Source organism: Telluria sp. ZT3P26 (assembly GCF_059686035.1).
Window position 1 is genome coordinate 48,129 of the sequence record NZ_JCASII010000002.1, and the last position, 24,927, is coordinate 73,055.

At 64.3% G+C, this 24,927-nt stretch carries 20 protein-coding genes; 15 read left to right on the forward strand and 5 right to left on the reverse strand.

Annotated features, from left to right (window positions below; genetic code table 11):
- Positions 1 to 3: 3 nt before the first annotated feature.
- Positions 4 to 825 (reverse strand): NAD(+) diphosphatase, encoded by an 822-nt coding sequence (gene nudC / locus AC56LN_RS08090; RefSeq protein ID WP_499570831.1) that lies wholly within the window; start codon positions 823 to 825, stop codon positions 4 to 6.
- Positions 826 to 1,277: 452 nt separating this feature from the next.
- Here nudC and AC56LN_RS08095 point away from each other — a divergent pair, with 452 nt between their 5' ends.
- Complete coding sequence (locus AC56LN_RS08095) at positions 1,278 to 2,102, forward strand: AraC family transcriptional regulator (RefSeq protein ID WP_499570832.1); 825 nt, start codon at positions 1,278 to 1,280, stop codon at positions 2,100 to 2,102.
- 87 nt (positions 2,103 to 2,189) lie between these two features.
- On the opposite strand, the gene AC56LN_RS08100 is transcribed toward AC56LN_RS08095, so the two are convergent.
- The 3 genes from AC56LN_RS08100 to AC56LN_RS08110 all read right to left on the reverse strand — a co-directional run bounded on the left by AC56LN_RS08100 (position 2,190) and on the right by AC56LN_RS08110 (position 5,849).
- Positions 2,190 to 3,350 (reverse strand): MFS transporter, encoded by a 1,161-nt coding sequence (locus tag AC56LN_RS08100; protein WP_499570833.1) that lies wholly within the window; start codon positions 3,348 to 3,350, stop codon positions 2,190 to 2,192.
- 848 nt (positions 3,351 to 4,198) lie between these two features.
- Positions 4,199 to 4,624: an organic hydroperoxide resistance protein gene (locus AC56LN_RS08105; protein ID WP_183555210.1), complete on the reverse strand. Its 426-nt coding sequence runs from the start codon at positions 4,622 to 4,624 to the stop codon at positions 4,199 to 4,201.
- Positions 4,625 to 4,838: 214 nt separating this feature from the next.
- Positions 4,839 to 5,849 (reverse strand): LacI family DNA-binding transcriptional regulator, encoded by a 1,011-nt coding sequence (locus AC56LN_RS08110; RefSeq protein WP_332531334.1) that lies wholly within the window; start codon positions 5,847 to 5,849, stop codon positions 4,839 to 4,841.
- 272 nt (positions 5,850 to 6,121) lie between these two features.
- Between AC56LN_RS08110 and AC56LN_RS08115 the strand changes: the two genes are divergently transcribed.
- The 4 genes from AC56LN_RS08115 (at position 6,122) to AC56LN_RS08130 (ending at position 13,506) form a co-directional block, all read left to right on the forward strand.
- Positions 6,122 to 8,545 (forward strand): TonB-dependent receptor, encoded by a 2,424-nt coding sequence (locus AC56LN_RS08115; protein ID WP_499570834.1) that lies wholly within the window; start codon positions 6,122 to 6,124, stop codon positions 8,543 to 8,545.
- A gap of 87 nt (positions 8,546 to 8,632) precedes the next feature.
- Positions 8,633 to 9,976, forward strand: coding sequence for a GH1 family beta-glucosidase (locus AC56LN_RS08120; protein ID WP_499570835.1), 1,344 nt, complete (start codon positions 8,633 to 8,635; stop codon positions 9,974 to 9,976).
- 15 nt (positions 9,977 to 9,991) lie between these two features.
- On the forward strand, positions 9,992 to 11,332 hold the full coding sequence (locus AC56LN_RS08125) for an MFS transporter (protein ID WP_499570836.1): 1,341 nt from the start codon (positions 9,992 to 9,994) through the stop codon (positions 11,330 to 11,332).
- Entirely contained in the window at positions 11,329 to 13,506 is a 2,178-nt protein-coding gene (locus tag AC56LN_RS08130) for a heme-degrading domain-containing protein (RefSeq protein ID WP_499570837.1), read from the forward strand. Before AC56LN_RS08125 ends, AC56LN_RS08130 begins: the two co-directional genes overlap by 4 nt.
- Positions 13,507 to 13,516: 10 nt before the next feature.
- Here AC56LN_RS08130 and AC56LN_RS08135 read toward each other — a convergent pair whose 3' ends face one another.
- Positions 13,517 to 13,711 (reverse strand): hypothetical protein, encoded by a 195-nt coding sequence (locus tag AC56LN_RS08135; protein WP_499570838.1) that lies wholly within the window; start codon positions 13,709 to 13,711, stop codon positions 13,517 to 13,519.
- A gap of 237 nt (positions 13,712 to 13,948) precedes the next feature.
- Between AC56LN_RS08135 and AC56LN_RS08140 the strand changes: the two genes are divergently transcribed.
- The 10 genes from AC56LN_RS08140 to AC56LN_RS08185 all read left to right on the forward strand — a co-directional run bounded on the left by AC56LN_RS08140 (position 13,949) and on the right by AC56LN_RS08185 (position 24,920).
- Entirely contained in the window at positions 13,949 to 14,542 is a 594-nt protein-coding gene (locus AC56LN_RS08140; protein ID WP_499570839.1) for a hypothetical protein, read from the forward strand.
- Positions 14,543 to 14,672: 130 nt separating this feature from the next.
- Positions 14,673 to 14,954 (forward strand): hypothetical protein, encoded by a 282-nt coding sequence (locus AC56LN_RS08145; protein ID WP_499570840.1) that lies wholly within the window; start codon positions 14,673 to 14,675, stop codon positions 14,952 to 14,954.
- A gap of 5 nt (positions 14,955 to 14,959) precedes the next feature.
- Positions 14,960 to 17,875 carry a monovalent cation/H+ antiporter subunit A gene (locus AC56LN_RS08150; RefSeq protein ID WP_499570842.1) on the forward strand — a complete coding sequence of 972 codons (2,916 nt, stop codon included), beginning with the start codon at positions 14,960 to 14,962 and terminating at the stop codon, positions 17,873 to 17,875.
- The gene (locus AC56LN_RS08155; RefSeq protein WP_343025958.1) at positions 17,875 to 18,219 is read left to right on the forward strand and encodes a Na+/H+ antiporter subunit C; all 345 of its coding nucleotides are present in this window, start codon (positions 17,875 to 17,877) and stop codon (positions 18,217 to 18,219) included. Before AC56LN_RS08150 ends, AC56LN_RS08155 begins: the two co-directional genes overlap by 1 nt.
- Positions 18,216 to 19,898, forward strand: a complete 1,683-nt coding sequence (locus AC56LN_RS08160; protein WP_499570844.1) for a monovalent cation/H+ antiporter subunit D — start codon at positions 18,216 to 18,218, stop codon at positions 19,896 to 19,898. The genes AC56LN_RS08155 and AC56LN_RS08160 overlap by 4 nt, the downstream gene beginning before the upstream one ends.
- On the forward strand, positions 19,895 to 20,413 hold the full coding sequence (locus tag AC56LN_RS08165; protein ID WP_482896591.1) for a Na+/H+ antiporter subunit E: 519 nt from the start codon (positions 19,895 to 19,897) through the stop codon (positions 20,411 to 20,413). Before AC56LN_RS08160 ends, AC56LN_RS08165 begins: the two co-directional genes overlap by 4 nt.
- On the forward strand, positions 20,397 to 20,675 hold the full coding sequence (locus AC56LN_RS08170; protein WP_183555197.1) for a K+/H+ antiporter subunit F: 279 nt from the start codon (positions 20,397 to 20,399) through the stop codon (positions 20,673 to 20,675). Before AC56LN_RS08165 ends, AC56LN_RS08170 begins: the two co-directional genes overlap by 17 nt.
- Complete coding sequence (gene mnhG, locus AC56LN_RS08175; protein ID WP_183555196.1) at positions 20,672 to 21,046, forward strand: monovalent cation/H(+) antiporter subunit G; 375 nt, start codon at positions 20,672 to 20,674, stop codon at positions 21,044 to 21,046. Before AC56LN_RS08170 ends, mnhG begins: the two co-directional genes overlap by 4 nt.
- A 285-nt stretch (positions 21,047 to 21,331) precedes the next feature.
- Positions 21,332 to 21,847: a gluconokinase gene (locus tag AC56LN_RS08180; protein WP_499570846.1), complete on the forward strand. Its 516-nt coding sequence runs from the start codon at positions 21,332 to 21,334 to the stop codon at positions 21,845 to 21,847.
- A 97-nt stretch (positions 21,848 to 21,944) separates the two neighbouring features.
- Positions 21,945 to 24,920 (forward strand): TonB-dependent receptor domain-containing protein, encoded by a 2,976-nt coding sequence (locus tag AC56LN_RS08185; protein ID WP_499570848.1) that lies wholly within the window; start codon positions 21,945 to 21,947, stop codon positions 24,918 to 24,920.
- Positions 24,921 to 24,927: the final 7 nt, after the last annotated feature.

The following is a 24,927-nucleotide window of genomic DNA, read 5'->3' on the forward strand; positions in this document are numbered from 1 at the left end:
GCGTTACGTGCCGGGCGGCCGGTGTGCGTCGATCAGCACGCTCGAGATCGACATCTGCGGCACCCGTTCCGGCCACTCGTCCCCGGGGCCGAACCAGCGCGCCTCGGCGATTTCAGCCGTGTCCACGCGGATGTCGCCGTCCAGATAATCGGCCGTGAAGGCCAGCATCAGTGAATGCGGAAAGGGCCATGACTGACTGGCGAAGTAGCGCGGATTGTGCACGCGCAGGCCGACTTCTTCGAGCACTTCGCGCGCGATGCATTCTTCGATCGACTCGCCCGCTTCCAGGAACCCTGCCAGCGGCACGAAGCGCTGCGTTGCGTGCAGCACGTGCTTGGCCAGCAGCACCTGATCACCCTTGCGGATCAACACCATCATGGCCGGCGAGATGCGCGGATAGGCCATGTGGCCGCACTGGAGGCACTTGAAGCAGCGCTCGCCGGTGGCCAGCACCGTGCCGCTGCCGCACACGCCGCAGTAGCGGTGGGTGCGCGCCCATTCCGCGACCTGGGCAGCGCGACCGGCCACGCCCACCAGCGATTCATCCATCACGCCAAACAGCGCGCGCAGACCACGCCAGGCATACCCTGCGGGCAGCAGCGGTTCAGCATCGAGCCAGCCGGTCTGGCAATAGCGCCCATCGAGCAGGCCGAGCGGCTGAAGATATTCGCGCAGGACGCCGATCTGTTCGAGGACGGCGGCATCGGGCAGCGTCGGCCCGTCTTCACGCACCAGCAGTTGTCCCTTGTGGAACAGGAAGTTCAATGGGGCCGGATCAGGGTGCGGGGCAAACAGTGGTGTGAAGGAAGCAGGCGTATGCAGCATGGTGAATGGGCGGTCAATGAGATCGTCAAATGATACCGCCTTTCATGGTTCGGGATTCGGGGGCGGCTGCCGGCACGTTGGCTGGAGAACCGGGCCGGATCAGGCGGCAGGTGCTCCTGTATCTGCCCTGTCTGTCCAAGGAAAACGTATGCCCTGCGCTGTCATCAACCAGATCAACCGGGAGCGTACGTGAACATCGTGAACTGGTGTTGAACCGGTTGCTTCAGCGAACATGCGTCCACATATGTATAGACAGGTTATGTTGCACAATGCCAAGGTCTGGGCGGCCTTTTCCACACGTCATAATTGTCTAAGTCGTTAATTTATTAGAGAAAATTGTGTGAACTTGATGACTAGAGATCGTTGTATTCCGGATGAAATCTAACGAATTTCCACACAGAAATATCGCTTTTCGTCCAGAATAGGTAGCTATCTATCTAAATAGTACTGTCATGGACAAACTGTCATCACTGGTCGGTCGCCATTCGTTCAACGCCCGTATTTTCTATAACGGTGCGTTTTGCGATACCAATCAATTCACCGAAAACGGTGTCTCCGGCCAGCTGCACGTCGTGCGTGAGGGGCCAGTCGATTTCATCCATGAAGATGGTGAGGTCATTACGGTGACCGAACCGTCGCTGCTGTTTTATCCGCGCGGCGCCAGCCACCGCCTGCAGGTGCATCCCGGCCACACCGCCAACCTGCTGTGTGCCCACATCCAGTTCCAGGACGAGATGAGCAATCCGCTGTCGCGCGTGCTGCCCAATTGCCTTGTCATGCTGCTGAGCGAAATGCCCGGCCTGCGCTCGACGCTCGACCTGTTGTTCAGCGAAGCCAGCCAGACCGAGCCGGGCCGCGAAGTGATCCTGGATCGCCTGTGCGATGTGTTGCTGATCCAGGTGATCCGGCGCGAATTCGACAGCGGGCGCCTGTCGCTGGGCCTGCTGGCAGGCCTGTCGGATCGCCAGTTGTCGCTGGCACTGACCGCCATCCACGAGCGTCCGCATGAACCATGGAGCCTGCAATCGCTGGCCAAGGTGGCCTGCATGTCGCGCGCCGCGTTCACCGAACGCTTCCGCGACGTGATGGGCATGCCGCCGGGCGAATACCTGACGCGCTGGCGCATCGGTGTCGGCAGCCGCCTGCTGCGCCAGGGCATGCCGGTCAAGCAGGTCAGCAGCCGCGCCGGTTACACCAGCCCGTCTACGTTCACGCGCGCCTTCACGACCATGATGGGCGCGTCGCCGCGCGAGTGGCTCAAGCAAGCAGCGGGCTGAGCCAGAAACGACAACGCAGACGGTCCTTGCGGATACGTCTGCGTCTGGTTTTTTCAGGCAAGCGGCCCGTTCAGGGCCGCACAACAATCACTTCAGCATGCGGGTACGGCACGCCACCATCGCGATCACGATCGACAGGCCGCCGATGTAGGCGATGGCTGCCTGCATGCCGATGAAGTGCGCGACCGCGCCGATGGCCGGCGGACCCATCAGGCTGCCACTGTAGGCCATGCTGGCCACTGCGGCCAGAGCCGCCGGGCCCTGCGCGCCGGCCGCGCTGAACACGAACGGGAACACCAGCGCCAGGCCAACACCCGCTACCGCGAAACCGATCAGCGCGACGTAGGCGTTGGGCGCCAGCACCGCGAAGAACAGGCCGGCGGCCGCCACCATGGCGCCGGTGCTCACCAGGCGCTTGGCGCCATGGCGCTCTTTCAGTTTGTCGCCGAACATGCGCGAGACCAGCATCATCACCGAGAAGGCTGACAGCGACAGCGGCGCCAGGCCATCCGATGCGCCGAAGTGTTCTTTCAGGAACATGCCGCTCCAGTCGGCGATGCTGCCTTCGGCCATCGAACCGAAGAAGCCCAGCAGGCCCAGCAGCACCAGCGGACCACGTGGCAGTGCAAACGATTTCTTCTCGACATGGACGCCGACTTCATCAGCCTCCAGCACGCTGTGGGCCATCCACAGCACAACAGCCAGCGGACCGGCCAGCATCAGGAAGTGGGTTGCCGGTGCAATCTTCAGGCTGGCCATCAGGCTGCCCAGCGTGGCGCCGACCAGGCCACCAGCGCAGCACAGGCCGTGCAGACGCGACATTTCCGACTTGCCACTGACTTTTTCGCGGCGCGCTGCGGCCGAATTCATTGCCACGTCAAAAATGCTGGCGGTCACGCCCAGCATCAGCACCGACATCATCAGGCGCGGTACCGTCGGCGCCATGCCGATCGACACGAGCACGCCCAGCAGCGCCAAGCCGGCGAGCAGGATGGTCTTGCGGGCGCCGAAGCGTTTCATCATGAACGATGAGACCGGATACGACAGCACGGCGCCAAGGCCACCGCAGACCAGCACCATCGACAATGCCGCATGCGACACATTGACGCCGGCGGCCAGCGCGGGGATACGGCCAGCCCACGATCCCATGATCAGGCCGAACAGTGCGAAGACGAGCGGGAGGGAATATTGCTGGGCTTGGACGAGGACAAACGACGAACGGCGCGGCGAGGAAACAGGGGTGTGCATGAAAGCAGTGAATTGTTAAATTATTGAGGTGTCAAAGGATTGCCAAAGTGCTCTTCAGAAGCCAGCCGCGCGTGAAATATTTACTTCAGGCATCTGATGGAGCGCAATTCTAAACACCTTTTTTCGCTATGGTTTTCTAAACGGAAAAATATTTTTAAGCGTTGTTTTGCATTCACACATAAATGATGAAAGCATTGGCTTGAACACATCACCAAATAACAATCTCATATCAAAAATCACAGAAAAATCCTGTAAATCGTGAAAGATGTAACGATTTATTGCGTCTCTTGCGCTATTAAAGGGGTTGGTAGTCACATTCAGTATTTGCTGCGTCGCACCAAAAAGCGCAAATGCTGGTGCCAAAGCGACAGCCCGATGACCTGCCAAAGACAAGAAAGTGTCACGGCAAAGGTTTTTTTCAGGAAATTACCTTGCATCGCGCAGACCCCCAACTAATGTCCAGGCCAATTGTTAAATCCTGACTTAAAAATGACATTCATTTTTAGTGCGGGCGCACGAAAAAAGGCTGCCCTCAGGCAGCCTTTTTCATCATCGGCACGACTTGGTTTCCCAAGCGGCCTTGCCTTCAATCATTCGCACAGGTCACAGCCGGGGTCAGGTCTGACATTCGGACACGACCTCAGCCTTAACCACTTCCAACGGTGCCTTGTCCGGTTTCAGACTGGCCCGGTATCAACCGTTTCGACTACTCGACTGTCGAGGTCGTGTCCGAATGTCAGACCTGACCCCGGCTTTCTCTACCTGACTGTCGAGGTCGTGTCCGAATGTCAGACCTGACCCCGGCTGTTTCGTCATGGCATGGTCCTGGTTTCCCAGGCAACCGCGGCTTATACCAGTTGCAGCGTCACGTCGATGTTGCCGCGGGTGGCGTTCGAGTAGGGGCACACGATGTGGGCGCGGTCGATCAGCGTTTGCGCTTCATCGGCTGGCACGCCTGGCAGGCTGATCTTGAGCAGGACTTCGATGCCGAAGCCGGTCGGGATCGGGCCGATGCCGACCGTGCCTTCTACTGCGACGTCCGGCGAAATCTTCAGCTTGTCGCGGTTGGCGACGAATTTCATCGCGCCCAGGAAGCAGGCCGAGTAGCCCGCAGCGAACAGCTGTTCAGGGTTCGTGCCAGCCAGGCCATTGCCACCGAGTTCTTTTGGCGTGGTCAGCTTCACATCCAGTGCGCTGTCCGACGACACGGCGCGGCCTTCGCGGCCACCCGTTGCGGTGGCGTTGGCGCGGTAGAGAACGTTTTCGATTGCCATGATGAGACTCCTTGAGAGGGTGGCGGATGCCCGCCAATTATTAAGCGCTATTAGATAGCGCGCTATTTAAATGGGTTGTTGCCTTGGCCCGCCGACCCGCTTCCCTGTTGTGGGGTACGTTCGGCGCTGCCATGAACACCATATTACATAGCTTGCTATTTAATAGCAAGCGATTTTATCGTGGAACGTTGCGGACATGCCGACAGCACCGCACCTACACCAGTCGCACCGACTCCCGCACCACCAGACTCAGGCCCGGCACATCGGCCGCCGGTTGCTGGTGCCCCAGCATCGCCAGCATGCGCCGCCCGATCCCGGTACCGACTTCGTACAGCGGCTGGCGCACGGTCGTCAGAGGCGGCGTCGTGTACATCGAGCTTTCCAGATCGTCGAACCCGACCAGCGAAATGTCTTCGGGCACCCGGATATTGCGGCGATACAGCGCCAGCCGCGCGCCGTAGGCCGTCAAGTCGTTGGCGGCGAAGATTGCGCTGAAACGCACATTGGCCACCAGCAGGCTGTTCAGCGCCAGCAGGCCGCTGGACTCGCTGAAGTCGCCCGTCACGACCAGCCGCGGGTCGCTTGCGATGCCGTGCTTGGCCAGCGTGTCATTGTAGCCCGCCAGGCGCTCGCGCGCATCGCGATGATCGGGCGGGCCGGCGATATGGGCGATGCGCCGGTGCCCCTGGCTGATCAGGTATTCCACCGCTTCGCAGGCGCCGCCGTAGTTGTCCAGGCAGAAGGCTTGCGTGCGCTCGCCCTGCACTTCGCGTCCGAACGCGACGATCGGTACGCGGCGCGAAAAGTCGAGGATCTGCTTGTCACTCATATTGCCGGTCAGGATCGCCACACCATCGACGCGGCGCCCGATCAGGAGTTCGACCCGCTCTGCTTCTTCGTCGGCATGCCAGTGGCCGCTCATGATCAACAGCGCATAGCCGGAGGCCTTGACCGCATCCTCGATGCCGACCATGGCGCGGTTGAAGTAACCGCTCTCGAGCGACTGGGTCAGCACGCCGATGGTGTTGGTACTGCCCATCTTGAGGCTTTGCGCCAGGCGGTTGGGCTTGTAGTTGAGTTCGTCGATGACGCGCTCGATCGTGCGCCGCTTGTCGTCCGACACCTTGGCGGTGCCGTTCAGGAAACGCGACACGGTGGCCGGCGACACGCCTGCCCGGCTGGCGACCTGGTACAGCGTGGTGATACCGCTCTCGATGTTTTTCATGAAGCGTTCTGGACAGGTCCGGGGCAATTTGTTGCTTGAAGTATATCACGCAGCTTTCCGATAAAACGGTCGCTGAACCATACTTATGAAACGCTTTCATAAACAATCCGTCGTTGACATGCAACAAACACACTACTCCCTATCATAAATACTAATTGACATTTTTTTACCGTTGAAATTACTATGAAACCGTTTTCAAGATTGATGAAACCGATTTCTTATCAATCCCTACGTTAGTACGCAGCATCCATAAAACTATATCGGAGACAAGCATGACAACCATGACGCCCCAACTGGCAGGGGTCCGTACGCCCTCGTCCGCCCCCATCCGCCTGGCCATCCTGACGCTGCTCGCCAGCATCGGTACAGCCCACGCCCAATCGGCGGCCGATCCGGCGTCGCCTGCTGCCGCCACCCCGGCAGCCGTCGTCGACAATGGCCGCATCGCCGAAGTGGTCGTGACCGCCACCAAGCGCTCGACCTCGCTGCAGCGCACCCCGATCGCCGTCACCGCACTGACCGCCGCCACGCTGGCCGACAACCATGTGCAGACCCTGCTCGACGTCGTCGCGCTGGTCCCGGGCTTCCAGGCCACGGCCCAGGGTGACCACGGCGTCACGACGATGACGCTGCGCGGCATCGGCAACGACAGCGCCAAGACCGAATACGCCGATCCTGAAGTCGCGTCGTTCGTCGACAACGTGTATTCGCCACGCGCCGAAGGCGCCACCGCCCTGCTGTTCGACGTCGAAGGCATCGAAGTGCTGCGCGGCCCGCAAGGCACGCTGTGGGGCCGCAACTCCACCGTCGGCGCGGTCAATATCCAGACCGTCAAGCCGGAGCTGAACAGCCGCTCGGGCTATGTGGAAGGCGGTATCGGCGACTACAACCGCATCGGCACGCGCGGCGCGGTCAATGTGCCGCTGTCAGAAACCGCAGCACTGCGCTTTGCCGTCGTGCACGAGCGTCATGATGGCTATGTCGATTACCAGCAATTCCCGAACCCGTCGATTGCGCAACAGCGCGCTGCCTATCTGGCCGCCGGCGGCGCCGCTGCCGGCTTCCGCCCGATCAATCCGAACAACTACGTCTCTGGCGGCGACAAGTACAGCGCCCAGGACCAGACAGCAGCGCGCATGTCGCTGCTGTGGCACCTGGCGCCGAACCTGCGCTGGAACATCGCCTACGAAAAATTCATCGACCGCGGCACCCCGAGCGCCAACCTGATGCAGACGCCGCGGGCGGGCCAGGACCACTGGTCGACGCTGTCCGACTCGTCGCCATGGGTCAACCGTGACAGCGACAATGTGCGCAGCCGCCTGAGCTGGGACATCAGCCCCGACCTCGCGCTGCAATACGTGGCCGGCTGGTCCAAGTACAGCGGCGACATGCGCTTCGACCAGGACGGCGGCACGGTCCTCCCGACCTCGATCATCTCGGGCGGGAAGTTCCAGGAACACACCACGGTCGACTCCAACTACCGCAGCTACAGCCACGAAGTGCTGCTGCAGTCGGTCGGCGCGCGCGCCATCGACTGGCAGGTCGGCGCCTACTACGGCAAGGAAAAGAACAATATCCGCTTCGACATCGGCGGCATGAACGGCACCGAAGACGGCACCGTGGCATGGCAGGGTTCGTTCATCCAGCCTGACCAGACCGTGGAAAACTCGGCCGTCTTCGGCCAGGCCACCTGGAACATCACCGATGCCTGGCACCTGACCGGCGGCGTGCGCTACACCCACGACAAGCGCGTCCACATTGGCGGCCGCGGCTACACCTGGGCGTACGACGCCAGCGCGCCACAACTGCCGCTCAATCCGCAGATCGATCCGCGCGATCCGGTCAACGGCTACCAGTCCGGCGTGCCGAACGACGGCCGCTACAGCGACAACAAGGCCACCGGCCTGGTGCGCGTGAACTACGACATCGACCGCAACAATATGGTGTACGCAAGCGTGTCGACCGGCTACAAGGCGGGCGGCGTGCAGGATCGCGGCTTGCCCTACCAGCCAGAGACGCTGACCAACTTCGAGATCGGTTCGAAGAGCACCTTCATGGATGGCGCGCTGCGTATCAACAACGCGCTGTTCTACATGGACTTCAAGGACTTCCAGTTCAATTCGCCGGTCAGCTTCTCCGACGGCAGCCGCGGCCTGGCCATCGAGAATGCCGATGGCGCCAAGGTCACGGGCCTGGAAACCGAGATCGCCGCCCGCATCGCCAAGGACGGCCGCCTGTCGATCGCGCTGGCCGTGCTCGACACCAAGCTCGGTCACCTGGTCGCCGGCTCGAACGACTATGCGCTGCCGCCGTGCACGGTCGACACCCGCATCGAGACCTGCCTGGACGTGACCGGTCACAAGCTGCCGCACGCACCGAAGTTCTCGACCACGGTACAGTACCAGCACACGTTCCGCCTGGCCGATGGCGCTACCCTGGTGCCGCGCATCACGGCGCGCTACGAGGATGAAGTCAGCCTGAGCGTGTTCGACCTGGGTCCGGAAGACCGCCAGAAAGCCTACACCAGCGCCGACCTTGGCCTCCGCTACGCGAAGGACAAGTGGTGGGTCGACGCCTTCGTGCGCAACGTCGGCGACAAGAAGATCAAGACCAGCGCCTTCAACGGCTTCGGCCCATGGCTGGCGCAGTACAAGCCACCACGTACGGTTGGCGTGAATACCGGCTTTGATTTCTAAAAGCTGAAGCATGGCAGCGCGCCCGGTCGGGCGCGCTGCTTTTTTTGTTAGACCTGAATCCGTTCCCAGCAGCGATCCGAGAGTTCCATGACCAACAGCCCCGACTTCGACTTCCGCAACAACTATCCTTCCGACTTCACCTGGGGCGTGGCCACCAGTTCCTTCCAGATCGAGGGCGCTGCCGCCGTCGATGGCAAGGGGCCGTCGATCTGGGACACCTTCTGCCTGGACCAGAACAATATCAAGGATGGCAGCGACGGCATCATCGCCTGCGACCACTATCACCGCTACCAGGAAGACGTCGGCATCATGGCCTCGATCGGCGTGGACGCCTACCGCTTCTCGTTCGCCTGGGCGCGCGTGCAGCCGGATGGCAAGGGCGCCTGGAACGAAGCGGGTTTCGCTTTCTATGACCGCCTGCTGACCGAACTGGAAAGCAAAGGCATCCGCGCGCACGCGACCCTGTACCACTGGGACCTGCCGCAAGGCCTGCAGGACGACGGCGGCTGGCTCAATCGCGAGACCGCCTACCGCTTCGCCGACTACGCACGCGAAATCGCGCGCCGCTTCGGCAACCGGTTAGAGGCGATCGCCACCCACAACGAGCCGTGGTGCACGGCCAACCTGGGTTACGGCAATGCGCAGTTCGCGCCTGGCGTGGCCGACCTGAAGCAATCGATCCAGGTCTCGCACCATCTGCTGCTGTCGCACGGCCTGGCCATGAGCGCCATGCGCGACGTCGGCAGCAGCGCGCAGCTGGGCATCGTGTTGAACCAGTGGACCGCCGATGCGGCCACCGATTCGCAGGCCGACCGCGACATGGCCGAGTTCGAGTATGCACGCTCGGTGCAGTGGTTCATGGACCCGATCTTCAAGGGCCGCTACCCGGAACTGGCGCTGCGAGGCCATGGCGAGAACGCCCCCGTCGTTGCTGACGGCGACCTGGCCATCATCCACCAGAAGATCGACTTCCTCGGCTCGAACTATTACTTCCGCTCGTGGTGCAGCGCCAGCACGCCGCCCGTGCCGGCACCGGCGCGCCACGGCGTGACCGACATGGGCTGGGAAATCTTCCCCGAAGGCCTGTCCGAACTGCTGCTCAAACTGAAGGCCGAGTATCCCGACCTGCCGCCGGTGTACATTACCGAGAACGGCATGGCCAATCCGGACGTGCTGGAAAACGGCCGCGTGCACGATACGGCGCGCATCGCCTACGTGCGCAGCCACCTGGCCGCGCTCAAGGACGCGATGGATGCGGGCGTCGACGTGCGCGGTTATTTCCTCTGGAGCCTGCTCGACAACTTCGAGTGGAATTCGGGCTACGCCAAGCGCTTCGGCATCGTGCACGTGGACTATGCGAACCAGCAGCGCACGCTGAAGGACAGCGCGCTGTGGTACCGCGAATTCATCGCCAGCCGCATCAAGGCTTGATCAACGGGATCGATCATGCGCCCTGCCAAAACCGTATCACCGCTGCTGTGGGTCCCGACCGGCTACTTCACGATGGCGCTCGGCTACGTGATGCTCACCAGCGTCACCGCCATCATGTTCAAGAATCTGGGCATGGACAACGGCCGCGCGGCCCAGTATTCGAGCCTGCTGATCCTGGCGTACACGGTCAAGCCGCTGTTCGCGCCGTTCGTCGAGATGTACCGCACCAAGAAATTCTTTGTGTTGTGCTCACAGCTCGCCATCGGCGCCGGCTTTGCCGGCGTGGCACTGCTGATGGAACTGCCCGGGTACATGACCTTCCTGATGGCGATCTTCTTTGCGCTGTCGTTCATCGGCGCGACGCAGGACATCGCCAGCGACGGCGTGTATGTCACGTCGCTCGACGCGCGCGCGCAGTCGCTGTACTGCGGCATCCAGAGCCTGTCGTGGAATATCGGCCCGATCGTCGCTGCCGGCGGCATGGTCTACCTGAGCGGCTACCTGCACACCCACGTGTTCGGCCATGATCCGGGCGTGTTCGGCCCGGACTGGATCGACGCCTGGCGCATCATCTTCCTGCTCGTCGGTGGCCTGACGCTGCTGATGGCGCTGTGGCACTGGCGCTTCATGCCCGACGGCGCGCGCGCCGCCGATACGCCATCGAGCGCGAAGGACGCCGGCCGCATCCTGGTCGACGCCTTCGTCACGCTGTTCCAGAAGCGCGGCGTGTGGCGCATGATCGCGTTCGCATTTCTGTTTCGCTTCAGCGTCGGCCTGCTGGAAAAGATCGGCCCGTTCTTCATGGTCGATCCGGCCTCGAAAGGCGGCCTGGGTCTGTCCAACGAGATGCTGGGCCTGATCTACGGCACCTATGGCCTGGCCGCGGTGCTGGTCGGCTCGCTGCTGGGCGGCCTGTATGTCGCCAAGCGCGGCCTGAAGTCGACACTGTTCGTGCTGTGCTGCGCGATCAACATCCCGAACGTCGCCTTCCTGGTCATGAGCATCTACACGCCATCGAGCCTGGTGCTGATCACGCTGGGCGTGGCCATCGAAAAGTTCTTCTTCGGCTTCGGTGCGGTCGGCTTCATGATCTACCTGATGCAGCAGCTTGCACCGGGCAAGTACACGACCACGCACTACGCGTTCGGCACTGGCCTGATGGGACTGTGCGGGATGGTCACGGGCGTCATCAGCGGCCACCTGCAGGAGATGATGGGCTACGTCGCCTATTTCGGCCTGGTGATGGTTGCGACCATCCCGTCATTTGTGGCCACCTGGTTCGCGCCGTTCTATCACGATGACGGCAGCGCGCCGGCGGCGGGCGTCGACGCGGATGGCAAGACGGTGCCGGCATGAAGCGTACCGTGCTGGCCACGGCGCTGCTGACGCTTGCGGCTGGCGCCGGATCGGCGGAGATCAAGGTCAATGCGGTCGGCTTCCTGCCGCAATCACACAAGCTGGCCGTCATCCCGCAGGCGCCTGGTGCGAACCGGTTCGAGGTCGTCGACGCTGACGGCAAGGTCGTACTGGATGGCGCATTGGGCGCAGCAAGCCGCTGGGCGCCGTCGGGCGAAACCGTGCGCGTGGCCGACTTCAGCGCGCTGACGCAGGCCGGCGCCTACCGCATCCGCGTGGGCAGCATGCTGTCCGATCCGTTCATGGTCGCGCAGGATGGCTACCGCGTGCTGGGCGATGCGGCCCTGAAGGCGTTCTACTTCAACCGCAGTGCGCTCGCCCTGACGCCGGAATATGCCGGCGCATGGGCGCGGCCGGCCGGCCATCCGGACGACAAGGTACTCGTGCATGCGTCGGCGGCATCCAAGGCGCGCCCGCAAGGCACGGTCATCGCCAGTCCCAAAGGCTGGTACGACGCCGGCGACTATAACAAGTACGTGGTCAACTCGGGCATCGCGACCTACACGCTGCTGGCCGCGCTCGAGCACTTCCCGGATGTCTTCAAGCGCGACATCGGCATTCCCGAATCCGGCAACGGCGTGCCTGACATCCTCGATGAGGCGCTGTGGAACCTCGACTGGCTGCTGACGATGCAGGACCCGGCCGATGGCGGCGTGTACCACAAGCTCACCAACCTGCGCTTCGACGGCATCGTGATGCCGCACGCAGCATCCACCACCCCGCGCTACGTGGTGGCCAAGAGCACGGCGGCGGCGCTCGATTTCGCTGCCACGATGGCCACTGCCAGCCGCGTGCTGGCGCCGTACGATGCGCAGTGGCCCGGCCTGTCGCAGCGCATGCTGGCGGCGGCGCAGGCCGCGTGGCGCTGGGCCGCGGCGCACCCGAACGTCGTCTTCAAGAACCCGAAAGATGTCGTCACCGGCGAATACGGCGACGCGCAGCTGGCCGACGAATTCGCGTGGGCGGCCGCCGAACTGTTCATCGCGACCGGGCAGGATACGTACGCGCAGGCGTTCATGCGGCGTGATGCCGCGCTCACCACGCCAGCCTGGGACAATGTGGCGGCGCTGGGCTGGATGTCGCTGGCGCACCACCGCGACCGCCTGAAGCCCGGCATCGACCGCGCGCTGATCGAACGCCGTATCGATGCGCTGGCCACACAGCTCGCGGCGAAGGCCGATGACGGCTACCGGGTACCGCTGGCATCAAACGACATCGTCTGGGGCAGCAATGCGGTGATCCTGAACCAGGGCATGATGCTGCTGCAGGCCTATCGCATCAACGCTACGCCGGCCTATCTGCAGGCGGCGCAGTCGAGCCTTGACTACGTATTGGGCCGCAACGCCACCGGCTACACGTTCGTCACGGGCTTTGGCGCGCGCCCGGTCATGCATCCGCACCACCGGCCGTCGATGGCCGATGGCGTGGCAGCACCGGTGCCGGGCTGGCTGGCCGGCGGCCCCAATCCGGGCCAGCAGGACGCCAGGGATTGCCCGCCGTATCCAAGCAAGCTGCCCGCACTGTCCTATCTCGACCACGCCTGCAGCTACGCCGCCAACGAGGTCGCCATCAACTGGAACGCGCCGCTGGTGTACGTGACCGCAGCGCTGTCCGCGCTCACGCCCCATGCCATGACCGACACTGCCACCGTTTCGCTTGCCGCGCTGCTGCGCGAAGAACAGCAACTGCAATTCGACCGCTTCGACGATGCCACCGCGCGGGCCGTTGGCGCGCTGCTGGTCGCGCGCGCCGAGCGCGAACGCAAGACCGTGACGATCCAGGTGACGCGCGGCGACGCCGTGCTGTTCAAGCAGGCGATGCCGGGCGCGTCGCCCGATCACGCCGACTGGATCCGCCGCAAGAACAACCTGGTCGGACGCACTGGCCACAGTTCGTTCTATACCCACAACGAAGTACGCCAGGGCGGGGGCGACCATGATGCGCTGCCTGGTCTGGACATGCGCGACTATGCCGCCCACGGCGGCGCGTTCCCCGTCATCGTGCCCGGCCAGGGCGTGGTCGGCACGGTCACTGTGTCCGGACTGCCGGGGCCGGACGACCATGCGCTGGTGGTCGCGGCGCTGAAGGATTATCTGACGCCCCCTTCGCCGTAACGGCGCGGCCTTATTCGTCGGTCAGGCTGCGCGCGACTTCCTGTCGGTACAGTTGCCAGGCAAAGCGCCACACCACCACGGTCACGATGAACAGCTTGGTCCAGATCAGTAGCCAGATCACGGTGGTCAGGTCGATGCCGGGACAGGCCGCGCGCACTGCAGCGGTGGCGATCAGGATCAGCACGACCGGCGCCAGCGCCAGCATCAGCGGCCGTACCAGCTGGCGCCGCGTGCGGGTAAGGGAGACGTCATCATGGAGGGCGCAGGTTGGTTGAATCGGCCTGGCCGTATTGACCGGGACGAGCCTGACATCCTACCAGCCCTCGTATCGAACCGGGACGACGACCTGCGGACCGGCTTTACGCCGCTTTACATTTGCCGCCCTGTTGCGCGGTCGGTCTCAAGCCGTTAAAGAGATACGATTCGCCACAGGACAAACATCATGGTTTCCAGCATTAGCAGCAGCACCGCAACCCAGGCCACCTACGCACCGGTCGCCAGGAAAACGCCCGATGAGACGGTTGCCACCCCTGGCCCGGCCCCCACGACCGACGAGCAGGACAGCGCTGCGCCGCCGACCCAGAGCGCCGAATCGGCCGCCAGCGCGCGTCTGGGCGACCAGCTGAACGCCCAGGCCGATGCGTCGCGCGTGCAGCGCGCGGTGGACGAAGCAGGCACTGAAAGCGACACGACGACGGCAACCGAAAGTACAGCATCGGGCGAGGCAGCCGCAGAGGCAGGGGCAGCAGCAGCCCCGACCGGCGGCGCGACACCCGCCGCATCAACGTCCACGTCCGCCACGGCGTCAACGACCAACGATTACGTCGCCGAAGCCGACACCGATTCCGACAAGACCGTCAGCGACGATGAACAGGCCGCCTACGAGACCAAGCTGCGCCAGCAGGCCGAAGCGGCGGCCGCAACAAAGGCGGCTGCGGCAAAAGAAACCGCGCCACAGGACGCACTGACGGCCGAAGTGCGCGCCACCTATGGCGTCGACGAAGCGGCTGAACCGGTGCTGAACATCACGGCTTGATGCCTGATTTTGTTGCGCTGCACCCGAAGTTACAAGCAGTAAAATCGAAATAAACGACGAAACGCGTTGTAGTCAGGTCGTCAACTACGGTAGAGTGTCGCATTCCGAGAAGTATTTTACGAGGCGGCGCATGCCAGAATTCAGCCCAACTACGCCCCCCGGATCGTTGATTGCCAACCATCTGCACGCCTGCTTTGCCAGGCTGCCGGATGCCATCTGGCACGCAACCAACCAACAATCACTCTCGCTGGTGGCCACAAAGGTGCGCAAAGCACTTGTGGCGCCGGCGACGCTTGCCCATGGCGCGGCGCATCCATCACGGCTGCGCGCGCCGGAGAACACCATGAACCAGTCCCAACCTGCCCTGCGCCTGTGCGCGCGCCGTTATATGTCGCACTGCCCCGAAGGATGATGTCGATGACCTCACTGCCACTGATCCTCCTCGTCCTTCTCCCCTTCGCAGGCGCCCTCGTTTCCGCCTGCCTGCCCAACGCATCGCGTAACCGGCCTGCCGCTGTTGCCGGCGTGTTCACCCTGGCGGCGCTGCTCATCGCCATCTCCAAATTCGACGAACTCGGCGCCGGCCAGGTGGTATTGACACGCTATGAGTGGCTGCCGCTGTTCGGCCTGGACTTCATCATGCGCATGGATGGTCTGGCCTGGCTGTTCTCGATCATGGTGCTGGGCATTGGCCTGCTGGTGATCCTGTACGCGCGTTACTACATGTCCAAGCAGGATCCGGTGGCGCGCTTCTATGCCTACATGCTGGCGTTCATGGGCTCGATGATGGGCGTGGTCCTGTCTGGCAACCTGATCCAGCTGGTGGTGTTCTGGGAACTCACCAGCCTTACCTCCTTTCTGCTGATCGGCTACTGGCAGGACAGTAACGACGCCCGCCGCGGCGCGCGCATGGCGTTCACCGTCACCACTGCCGGGGGCCTGTGCCTGCTCACCGGCGTGCTGATCCTGGGCCACATCGTCGGCAGCTACGAGCTTGATGCGGTGCTCGCCGCCGGCGACCAGATCCGCGCCCATTCGCTGTACCTGCCGGCGCTGATCCTGGTGGCGCTGGGCGCGCTGACCAAGAGCGCGCAGTTCCCGTTCCACTTCTGGCTGCCCCACGCGATGGCCGCGCCAACGCCCGTCTCGGCCTACCTGCATTCGGCCACGATGGTCAAGGCCGGCGTGTTCCTGCTGATTCGCCTGTGGCCGGCGCTGGGCGGCACACCCGAATGGACCTGGCTGATCGGCGGAGCCGGCGTCATCACGCTGCTGCTCGGCTCCCTGTTCGCGATTTTCCAGAACGACATGAAAGGGCTGCTGGCCTATTCGACCATCAGCCACCTGGGCCTGATCACGGTGTTGCTCGGCATCGGCACGCCGCTGTCGGTAGTGGCGGCGATCTTCCACGTGATGAACCACGCGATCTTCAAGGCCTCGCTGTTCATGGCTGTGGGCATCATCGACCACGAGACGGGCACCCGCGACATGCGCGTGCTGCGCGGCCTGCGCCGCGCGATGCCCGTCACCGCTGCGCTGGCGATCGTGGCGTCGGCCTCGATGGCCGGCGTGCCGCTGTTGAACGGCTTCCTGTCGAAGGAGATGTTCTTTGCCGAGACTGCGCACGTGGGCGGCACCGAAGACTGGACGATGTCGTATGCGGCCGTCGCGATGGGCATCTTCAGCGTGGCCTATTCGCTGCGCTTCATCAGCGTGTTCTTCGGCCAGCTGGCCAAGGACCTGCCGAAAGAGCCGCATGAACCGGTGCGCTGGATGCGCTTCCCGGTCGAATGCCTGGTGGTGCTGTGCATCGCCGTGGGCGTGATGCCCGAGCGCGTGGTGGGCGACATCCTGGCCGTGGCCTCGAGCTCCGTGCTGGGCGCGGCCATGCCGGCCTACGACCTGGCGATCTGGCACGGCTTCAACCTGGCGCTCGGCATGAGCGGCGCGGCGCTGGTGCTGGGCGCGCTGCTGTACTGGGTGCTGCTGCGCCGCCACGACCTGCGCGAACGCACGCGGGTGCCGGTGCTGCACCGCCTGAAAGGCGCGCAAGCCTACGAGAGCACGATGCTGGCGCTGTCGCTGGGCGCGACCTGGATCATCCGCCTGACCGGCACCCGGCGCCTGCAGCCGCAGTTGCTGGTGCTGATGTCGTTCATGATCGTGGTGCCCCTGCTGCTGGTCGATCCGTGGTTCAGCCTGCCACCGGTGAACCTGCTGAATATCGAACCGCTGTTCGCCGTGCTGTGGCTGATCGGCGCCGCCTGCGCCGCCGGCGCGGCCTACAAGGCCAAGTACCACCGCCTGGCGGCCCTGAGCATGGTTGGCGGTACCGGCATCGTCACCGCCATTACCTTCGTCTGGCTGTCGGCGCCCGACCTGGCGCTGACCCAGCTGATGGTCGAAACCGTGACCACGGTGCTGATCCTGCTTGGCCTGCGCTGGCTGCCGCCGCGTCTCGTGCCGAAGGTGCTCAAACTGACGAAGGCGCCGCCAAGCACGTGGTTCCGGCGCTCGCGCGACAGCCTGATCGCCGTCGGCGGCGGCCTGGGTATCGCTGCGGCCAGCTATGCGGTGCTGATGCGCAGCCCGCCCCCGTCGATCGGCGAATTCTTCGTGCTGCGCGCCCTCACTGAAGGCGGCGGCTCGAACGTGGTCAACGTGCTGCTGGTCGACTTCCGCGGTTTCGACACGCTGGGCGAAGTGACGGTGCTGTCGGCCGTGGCCCTGACCGTGTATGCGCTGCTGCGCCGCTTCCGTCCCGCCACCGAATCGATCGCGATTCCCGTGCAGCAGGCCAGCGACGTCGATCCGACCAAGGACCAGGCGCCGGCCATGCAGGCACGCAGCGGCTACCTGATGATCCCGGCCATCTACCTGCGCCTGCTGCTGCCGGTAATGGGCGTGATGGCCGCCTACTTCTTCATGCGCGGTCATAACCTGCCAGGCGGTGGCTTCGTCGCCGGCCTGATTTTTGCCACCGCGCTGATCGTGCAGTACATGGTAGCCGGCACCGACTGGGTCGAATCGCACCTGCGCCTGCGCCCGCACCGCTGGATTTCGTGGGGCCTGTTCTGCGCCTGCTTCACCGGCATCGGCGCCTGGTTCCTCGGCTACCCGTTCCTGACCAGCCACACGGCCCACCTCGACCTGCCGGTGCTGGGCGAACTGCACGTGCCGAGCGCGTTCATGTTCGACCTGGGCGTGTTCCTGGTCGTCGTCGGGTCGACCATGCTCACGCTCGTCGCGCTGGCCCACCAGTCGCTGCGCAGCCACCGCCTGGCCGCCGACGCCACGCGCGTCACCATTCCACCTGCCAAGGAGATCCTCTGATGGAGCTTGTTCTATCGCTTGCCATCGGCATCGTGTTCGCCTCCGGCATCTGGCTTGTCCTGCGTCCGCGCAGCTTCCAGGTGCTGTGCGGCCTGATGCTCATGTCGTACGCCGTCAACCTGTTCATCTTCGCGATGGGCCGCCTGTGGGTCGATGCGCCGCCGCTGACCCCGGCCGGCACCCTGCCCAATCCGGCGATCCTGGCCGACCCGCTGCCGCAGGCGCTGGTCCTGACCGCGATCGTGATCGGCTTTGCCACCACCGCCCTGTACCTGGTGGTGATGATCGGTTCGCGCGGCCTGACCGGCACCGACCACGTTGACGGCAAGGAGCCCGATCTATGAGTCTGCACTGGACCCAGCACCTGATCCTGGTGCCGGTAATACTGCCGCTGCTGGTCGGCGCCGCGCTGGCCCCGCTCACGCAGGGCTGGCACCGCCTGAAGTTCTGGCTCAGCTACGCCTCGATCCTGGGCCTGGTGGCCAACGCGCTGGCGCTGGTTCACTTCACTGACGGCGGCGCCTGGCAAGACGGCATGGGCATCTACCTGGCCGGCAACTGGAGTGCGCCGTTCGGCATCGCGCTGCTGGCCGATCGCCTCAGCAGCATCATGCTGCTGCTGACCGCCCTGCTGGGCCTGGCCTCGCTGCACTTCACCAAGCAGCGCTGGGGCCGGATCGGCGTGCACTTCCACACGCTGTTCCAGTTCCTGCTGATGGGCATCAACGGCGCCTTCCTGACGCACGACCTGTTCAACCTGTTCGTGTTCTTCGAAGTGATGCTGGCCGCCTCGTACGGCCTGGTGCTGCACGGGTATAACGCCGAACGCATCCGCGCCAGCATGCAGTACATTGCTATCAACCTGGCCGCCGCCCTGCTGTTCCTGCTGGGCCTGGCGCTGATCTACGCGACCACCGGCACGCTGAACATGGCCGATGTGGCGGGCCGCGTGCCGCTACTGGCGGGCGACGATCTGGCGCTGTTCAAGATCGGCGCGACGATGATGGCGCTGACGTTCCTGACCAAGAGCGCGATGTGGCCGCTGGGCTTCTGGCTGCCCACCACCTACGCCGCCGCATCGCCGCCGGTGGCGGCCATGCTGGTGCTGATGACCAAGGTCGGCGCGTATGTCGTGCTGCGCCTCTGGCTGCTGATCTTCTCGGACGACGCGGGCGCTGCTGCCGGCTTCGGCAAGGATGCGCTGCTGTACGGCGGCATGGCCACCATCGTATTCGGCGCCGCCGGCATGCTCTCGACCGACACCGCCGGCCGCATGGCCGGTTACGCGGCGATCATCTCGTCCGGCACGCTGCTGGCGGTGATTGGCTATGGCCAGCCGAACCTCGTCACCGCAGGCATTTACTACCTGATCGGCTCGACGCTCGCCGTGGCCGCGTTCCTGCTGCTGATCGAGCTGATCGACCGCATCCGCACGCCGCGCTCGGCGATGCTGGCGCTGACCATGGAAGCCTACGCAGTCGAAGACGCACCGGCCGAACCGGTCGGGCGCGGCGTGCCGGCCGTGATGGCCTTCCTGTCGCTGGCCTTTGCCGCCTGCGCGCTGATGATCGCCGGACTGCCACCGCTGCCGGGCTTCATCGCCAAGTTCGGCATGTTCCATGCGGTACTTCATCCGCAGGTCGTGGCCACCGCCGCGAACGGCGTCATGACCGGGCCGACGACCATCCCAGTCGCCGGGTGGGCGCTGATCGCGCTGATCGTGCTGTCGGGCCTGATCGCCGTGATCTCGATGATGCGCTTTGGCGTACGCACCTTCTGGGCCAGCGGCGTGCTGGTGCCGCCCAAGCTGCACCGCACCGAAGTGATGCCGATTATCTTTTTGCTGGGACTGGCGATCGGGATGACGATCCAGGCCAATGCGCTGTTTGGCTACCTGGCGCGCGCCAGCGACGCGATCCATCGCCCGGCAAGCTACATCGGCCGCGTGCTGTCCGAACCGACCCTGCCCGGGCCGGCCTCGTCGCCCGCGCCCACCATCAACCTGACTCCGGAGGCGCCATGAAGCGCTGGCTCCCCCACCCCGTCGTCTCGCTGCTGCTGTGCGGCCTGTGGCTGCTGCTGAACCAGACGTTCTACCCGGGCCACGTCCTGCTCGGCGCCATGCTGGGCATCGCCGCGCCGATCCTGACGCGGCACCTCAACCCGCTCGGCTACCCGCGCATGCGCGCACCCCTCGTGGCGCTGCGCCTGCTCGGCTTTGCCTCGGTCGAGGTCGTGCGCTCGTGCTTCAACGTCAGCCGCGTGATCCTGTTTGCCGATTACGCCAACCTGAAATCGGAGTTCATCCGCGTGCCGCTGACGATGCGCGACGAATACGGCCTGGCCGCGCTGTCGTGCCTGATCAACATGACGCCGGGCACCGTATGGACCGAGATCCAGCCCGACACCCATGAGCTGGTCCTGCATGTGTTCGACCTGCACGATGCGGCCTGGTGGATCGACACCATCCAGACCCGCTACGAGCAACCCCTGATTGAAATCTTCGAGAAGAAAGGCCCCCATGGCGACCCTGCTTGAACTGTCGATCGGCTACGCCCTCGTGTGCGCGATGGCGGCAATGCTGCTGTGCGCCATACGCCTGCTGATCGGGCCCTCGGCCCACGACCGCGTGCTGGCGCTCGATACCCTGTGGATGTGCGGCATGCTGCTCGCGCTGGTGCTGGGCATCCGCTTCGGCACGCAAATCTATTTTGAGGTGGCGATGCTCATCGTGCTGGTCGGCTTTGTCTCCACCATCGCGATCGCCAAGTTCCTGATGCGCGGGGAGATCATCGAATGAATGGCATCGAACACCTGCCCGATTGGGCCGCCCTCGTCGTCTCGCTGCTGCTGATCGTGGGCGCGAGCATCGTGCTGATCGGCGCTCTGGGCCTGCTGCGCCTGCGCACCTTCTACCAGCGCATCCACGGCCCGGCCATCACGGTCACGATCGGCGCCGGCAGCCTGCTGCTGGCCTCGATGCTGTACTTCACGGTCGCGCAATCACGGCCCGTCGTGCATGAAGTGATCATCACGCTGTTCATCCTGCTCACGGCGCCCGTGGTGTCGATGATGATCATGCGCGCCGCCGTCTACCGCGACCTGCGGGCCCGCCGGCCCGATGCCGGCGCCACTGCCGGCGACGTCTACTCGATCGTCGACGAAGAATAAGTCACGGGCCGGGGCCGATCTGCGCCCCGGTCTGCCTCCCCCGTAGAGTAAATACAACACTCCTGTCATGACGTTGGCGCATCGCAGCAATGATAGCGCTATCAAGTCGCGTCTGCTCACGCCGAGTCAGCCGCCCTGCGCCACCTCGAAATTTCCCGCAAGACACCCACACTGCCCGGCCGGATTGCATTGCGTTGCAACATCGATAATCAGTTTACAAATTCTGCAACCTCGACAACACTGAAAAAAAGCGCGATGTTAGCGCTAACGAATCGAGGAGAAACGATGTCGGCAAGCAGCACATCCCCGGCCCTGCGCTGGGTCGTCATGGGGGTCAGCGGATCGGGCAAGAGCACGGTAGGGGCCTTGCTGGCCGCCCACGACGGCGTCCCGTTCCTCGAAGGCGACGCCTATCATCCGCCCGCCAACGTCAGCAAGATGAGCGCCGGCATCCCGCTCGACGACGATGACCGCGCCGGCTGGCTTGCCAGTCTGGCCGGCGAAATCCGCAGCGCGCGCGAACAGGGCCATGGCCTGGTGCTGTCCTGCTCATCGCTGAAACGACGCTACCGCGACCTGCTGCGCGACGCCGATCCGGCGCTGCGCTTCGTGCACCTGGCCGGTCCGCGCGAGCTGATCGCCACGCGCATGACATCCCGTCCCAGCCACTACATGCCGCCGTCGCTGCTCGAGAGCCAGCTGCGGATTCTCGAGCCGTTGCAGCTAGATGAAGCCGGCATGACCCTCGACATCACGCTGGCGCCGCAGGCGCTGGTGGAACGCATCACGGCCAGCGCCTGACCTTCGGCGCAGCCCTTACCCATTTGCCAGCAGGCGCAGCTACCCACCCATAGAGGCGGCGCGCTTTCATCCAACGAGCATTGAGGAGACAACCATCATGCGCACACCCGTTCAACGCACTCTCATCAGCCTGGCCGTGGCCAGCGCCTGCTGGATGGTCGGCGCCGCCGCCCACGCACAGCAGGCGCAAACCGAGCCTGCCACCGACAGCACACCCGAGGCCACTCCGGCAGGGCCAGCACCAGCGGCAGACGCACCCGCCACGTCCGTGGTGCGCATCTCGGGCTCGCGCATCGCTGCGCGCGGCTTTTCCCAGCCGACGCCCACCACGAGCCTGAGCGCCGCCGACCTCGAAAAGGCGGCCAAGCCGAACCTGTTCAACACGCTGACCGAACTGCCGGCGCTGCAGGGCAGCACGGGCCGCACGACCAGCACCAACAGCACCAGCAGCGGCATCCAGGGCCTGAGCTCCCTGAGCCTGCGCGGCCTGGGCACGATCCGGACCCTGACGCTGCTCGACGGCCAGCGTGTCGTCGGCGCCAACGTCACGGGCGTGACCGATGTGAGCCAGTTCCCGCAGTTGCTGGTCAAGCGCGTCGATGTGGTCACCGGCGGCGCCTCGGCGTCTTACGGCTCGGACGCCGTGGGTGGTGTGGTCAACTTCGTCACCGACAAGACCTTCACCGGCTTCAAGTCGAATGTCCAGCTGGGCCAGACCAAGTACGACGATGACCGCGGCGCCACGGTGCAGGCAGCCTGGGGCCGGGCCTTCCTCGACAACCGTCTGCACGTGACGGCCAGCGGCGAATTCACCAAAGAAAACGGGATTGAATCGCCCGGCATCGGCGGCGTGGGGCCGAACGGCCGCACCTGGTACCAGAACCCGGCCTATTCGGTGCGTCCGCTGAACCAGACCGGTGACGGCTTGCCGCAATACCGCGTGATCTCGAACGCGCAGCAATACCAGTACTCGAAATACGGCCTGATCACGAACGGCCCGCTGCAGGGCACCGCCTTCGGCGACGGCGGCGTGCCGTACCAGTTCCAGTATGGCTCCAACGGCCGCCCGACCGGCACGGGCGCCGTCACCAATTGCGTCAATCCGTTCTGCATCGGCGGCGACTTGAGCGGCAGCGTGGGCTCGGGCACCAACCTGGCCATGAACTTCAAGCGCCAGGTGGCCTACACCCGCGTCTCGTATGACCTCGACCAGGACAACCAGATCTACTTCACCGCCAACTACGGTCAGGTCGCGTCGCGCTTCTCGCCCAACCCGGGCGCGGCCAAGAACGCCAACCTGACCATCCAGTGCTCGAACCCGTTCCTGCCGGCGTCGATCCTGGCCGCCTGCGCGCAGAACAACATCACGAGCTTCCAGTACGGCACGGCGAACGCGATCTTCCCCGACAACATCGACGTGCAGCCGACCCGCACCCAGCGCCGCTTCGTCATCGGCGCCGAAGGCCGCTTCGACCTGTTCGGCAAATCGTGGGCGTACGACGCGTATGTCACGCATGGCGAGAACAAGACCAATCTCGACGCGAACAACATGACGATCAACCGCCGCTACAACGCCGCGATCGACGCCGTGCGGGCGCCGAACGGCCAGATCGTCTGCCGCAATCCGGTGGCCGCCGCATCGGGCTGCGTGCCGCTCAATATCATCGGCAACAACCCGGTCGATCCAGCCGCCTGGGCCTACATCGCACCCGAAAACGGCCCGCGCCAGCGCACCACGCAGAGCCAGGACGTCGGCAGCTTCAACATCAATGGCGAATTGTTCGAAGGCTGGGCCGGCCCGGTCTCGCTGGCCACGGGCGCCGAATACCGGCGCGAGAAATACCGCGTGCGCGGCGACGCCTACGGCAACGGCGTGTCGCCCGCGTCGCCGAACAACGCCAGTTATCCGGTCGATCCACTGCTCGACACGACGGTCGGCAACAACTGGTACGCCGGTAACTTCCACAACGGCGACGGCAGCTACAACGTGCGTGAAGCCTACGTGGAACTGAACATCCCGCTGTTCAAGTCCGCAACCTGGGGCGAAGCAAACCTGAACCTGGCCGACCGCGAAACCAAGTACAGCACCGCCGGCAGCGTGGGCAGCTGGAAGATGGGCGCGACCTGGCAGACGCCGATCGACGGCCTGCGCCTGCGCGGCGTGACGTCGAAGGACGTGCGCGCACCGAACCTGAGCGAACTGTATGCCGCGCCGGTGGTGGTCAACAACGTCGTGCAATACCAGGGCAACACGATCAGCGTGCAGGAGCGCACCGTCGGCAACACGGCGCTGCGGCCCGAGATCGCCCGCAACAACTCGTTCGGCATCGTCCTGAGCCAGCCAACGTGGGCGCCGGGCTTTTCGGTATCGCTCGACTACTTCGACATCAAGGTCAAGGGCGTGATCGCGGCGCTGACGATCCAGCAGGAAGTCGACCTGTGCGTGGCCGGCAACCAGGAAATCTGCGCGGCGATGGTGCTCAACAGCCCGGGCAACAACTACGTCACGCTGCAGAACTTCAACCTCGCTTCGCTGCAGACCAAGGGCTTCGACGTCGAAACCTCGTACAGAACAGGACTCGAACGCCTGAACCTGCCGGGACGCTTCACGTTCCGCGCGCTGGGCACGCGCAACCTGCACTTCATCACCGACACGGGCGTAGTCGGCACGATCCCGGTAGACGCGGCTGGCTCGAACATGGGCAACACGCCGAAGTGGAAGGTGCTGGCGCAGCAAACCTGGGAGCACGACAAGCTCAGTCTGACGCTGACCGAACGCTGGGTCAGCGACGGCACCTACCGCAACGACTTCATCGAGTGCCAGACCGGCTGCCCGGTGTCGACGCTGATCCACCCGACCATCTACAACAACCGGATGAAGGGCGCGACCTACTTCGACCTTGGCGGCAGCTACAACGTGTCCAAGCAGTTGCAGCTGTACTTCAAGATCGACAACCTGGCCGACAAGGACCCGGAACCGGCGCCGCAGACCAATGCCAGCTACGGCATCAACCCGGCACTGTACGACGTGGTCGGGCGCACGTACCGGGCCGGCCTGCGCTACGGCTTCTGACCGGCCG

Coding starts and splice junctions, on each gene's coding strand:
- AC56LN_RS08100 (WP_499570833.1), bottom strand. CDS start 3,350: ATGCACACCCCTGTTTCCTCGCCGCGCCGTTCGTCGTTTGTCCTCGTC.
- AC56LN_RS08140 (WP_499570839.1), top strand. CDS start 13,949: ATGGTTTCCAGCATTAGCAGCAGCACCGCAACCCAGGCCACCTACGCA.
- mnhG (WP_183555196.1), top strand. CDS start 20,672: ATGAATGGCATCGAACACCTGCCCGATTGGGCCGCCCTCGTCGTCTCG.
- AC56LN_RS08160 (WP_499570844.1), top strand. CDS start 18,216: ATGAGTCTGCACTGGACCCAGCACCTGATCCTGGTGCCGGTAATACTG.
- AC56LN_RS08155 (WP_343025958.1), top strand. CDS start 17,875: ATGGAGCTTGTTCTATCGCTTGCCATCGGCATCGTGTTCGCCTCCGGC.
- AC56LN_RS08185 (WP_499570848.1), top strand. CDS start 21,945: ATGCGCACACCCGTTCAACGCACTCTCATCAGCCTGGCCGTGGCCAGC.
- AC56LN_RS08125 (WP_499570836.1), top strand. CDS start 9,992: ATGCGCCCTGCCAAAACCGTATCACCGCTGCTGTGGGTCCCGACCGGC.
- AC56LN_RS08130 (WP_499570837.1), top strand. CDS start 11,329: ATGAAGCGTACCGTGCTGGCCACGGCGCTGCTGACGCTTGCGGCTGGC.
- AC56LN_RS08165 (WP_482896591.1), top strand. CDS start 19,895: ATGAAGCGCTGGCTCCCCCACCCCGTCGTCTCGCTGCTGCTGTGCGGC.
- AC56LN_RS08170 (WP_183555197.1), top strand. CDS start 20,397: ATGGCGACCCTGCTTGAACTGTCGATCGGCTACGCCCTCGTGTGCGCG.
- AC56LN_RS08150 (WP_499570842.1), top strand. CDS start 14,960: ATGACCTCACTGCCACTGATCCTCCTCGTCCTTCTCCCCTTCGCAGGC.
- AC56LN_RS08180 (WP_499570846.1), top strand. CDS start 21,332: ATGTCGGCAAGCAGCACATCCCCGGCCCTGCGCTGGGTCGTCATGGGG.
- nudC (WP_499570831.1), bottom strand. CDS start 825: ATGCTGCATACGCCTGCTTCCTTCACACCACTGTTTGCCCCGCACCCT.
- AC56LN_RS08115 (WP_499570834.1), top strand. CDS start 6,122: ATGACAACCATGACGCCCCAACTGGCAGGGGTCCGTACGCCCTCGTCC.
- AC56LN_RS08105 (WP_183555210.1), bottom strand. CDS start 4,624: ATGGCAATCGAAAACGTTCTCTACCGCGCCAACGCCACCGCAACGGGT.
- AC56LN_RS08095 (WP_499570832.1), top strand. CDS start 1,278: ATGGACAAACTGTCATCACTGGTCGGTCGCCATTCGTTCAACGCCCGT.
- AC56LN_RS08120 (WP_499570835.1), top strand. CDS start 8,633: ATGACCAACAGCCCCGACTTCGACTTCCGCAACAACTATCCTTCCGAC.
- AC56LN_RS08110 (WP_332531334.1), bottom strand. CDS start 5,849: ATGAAAAACATCGAGAGCGGTATCACCACGCTGTACCAGGTCGCCAGC.
- AC56LN_RS08145 (WP_499570840.1), top strand. CDS start 14,673: ATGCCAGAATTCAGCCCAACTACGCCCCCCGGATCGTTGATTGCCAAC.
- AC56LN_RS08135 (WP_499570838.1), bottom strand. CDS start 13,711: ATGCTGGCGCTGGCGCCGGTCGTGCTGATCCTGATCGCCACCGCTGCA.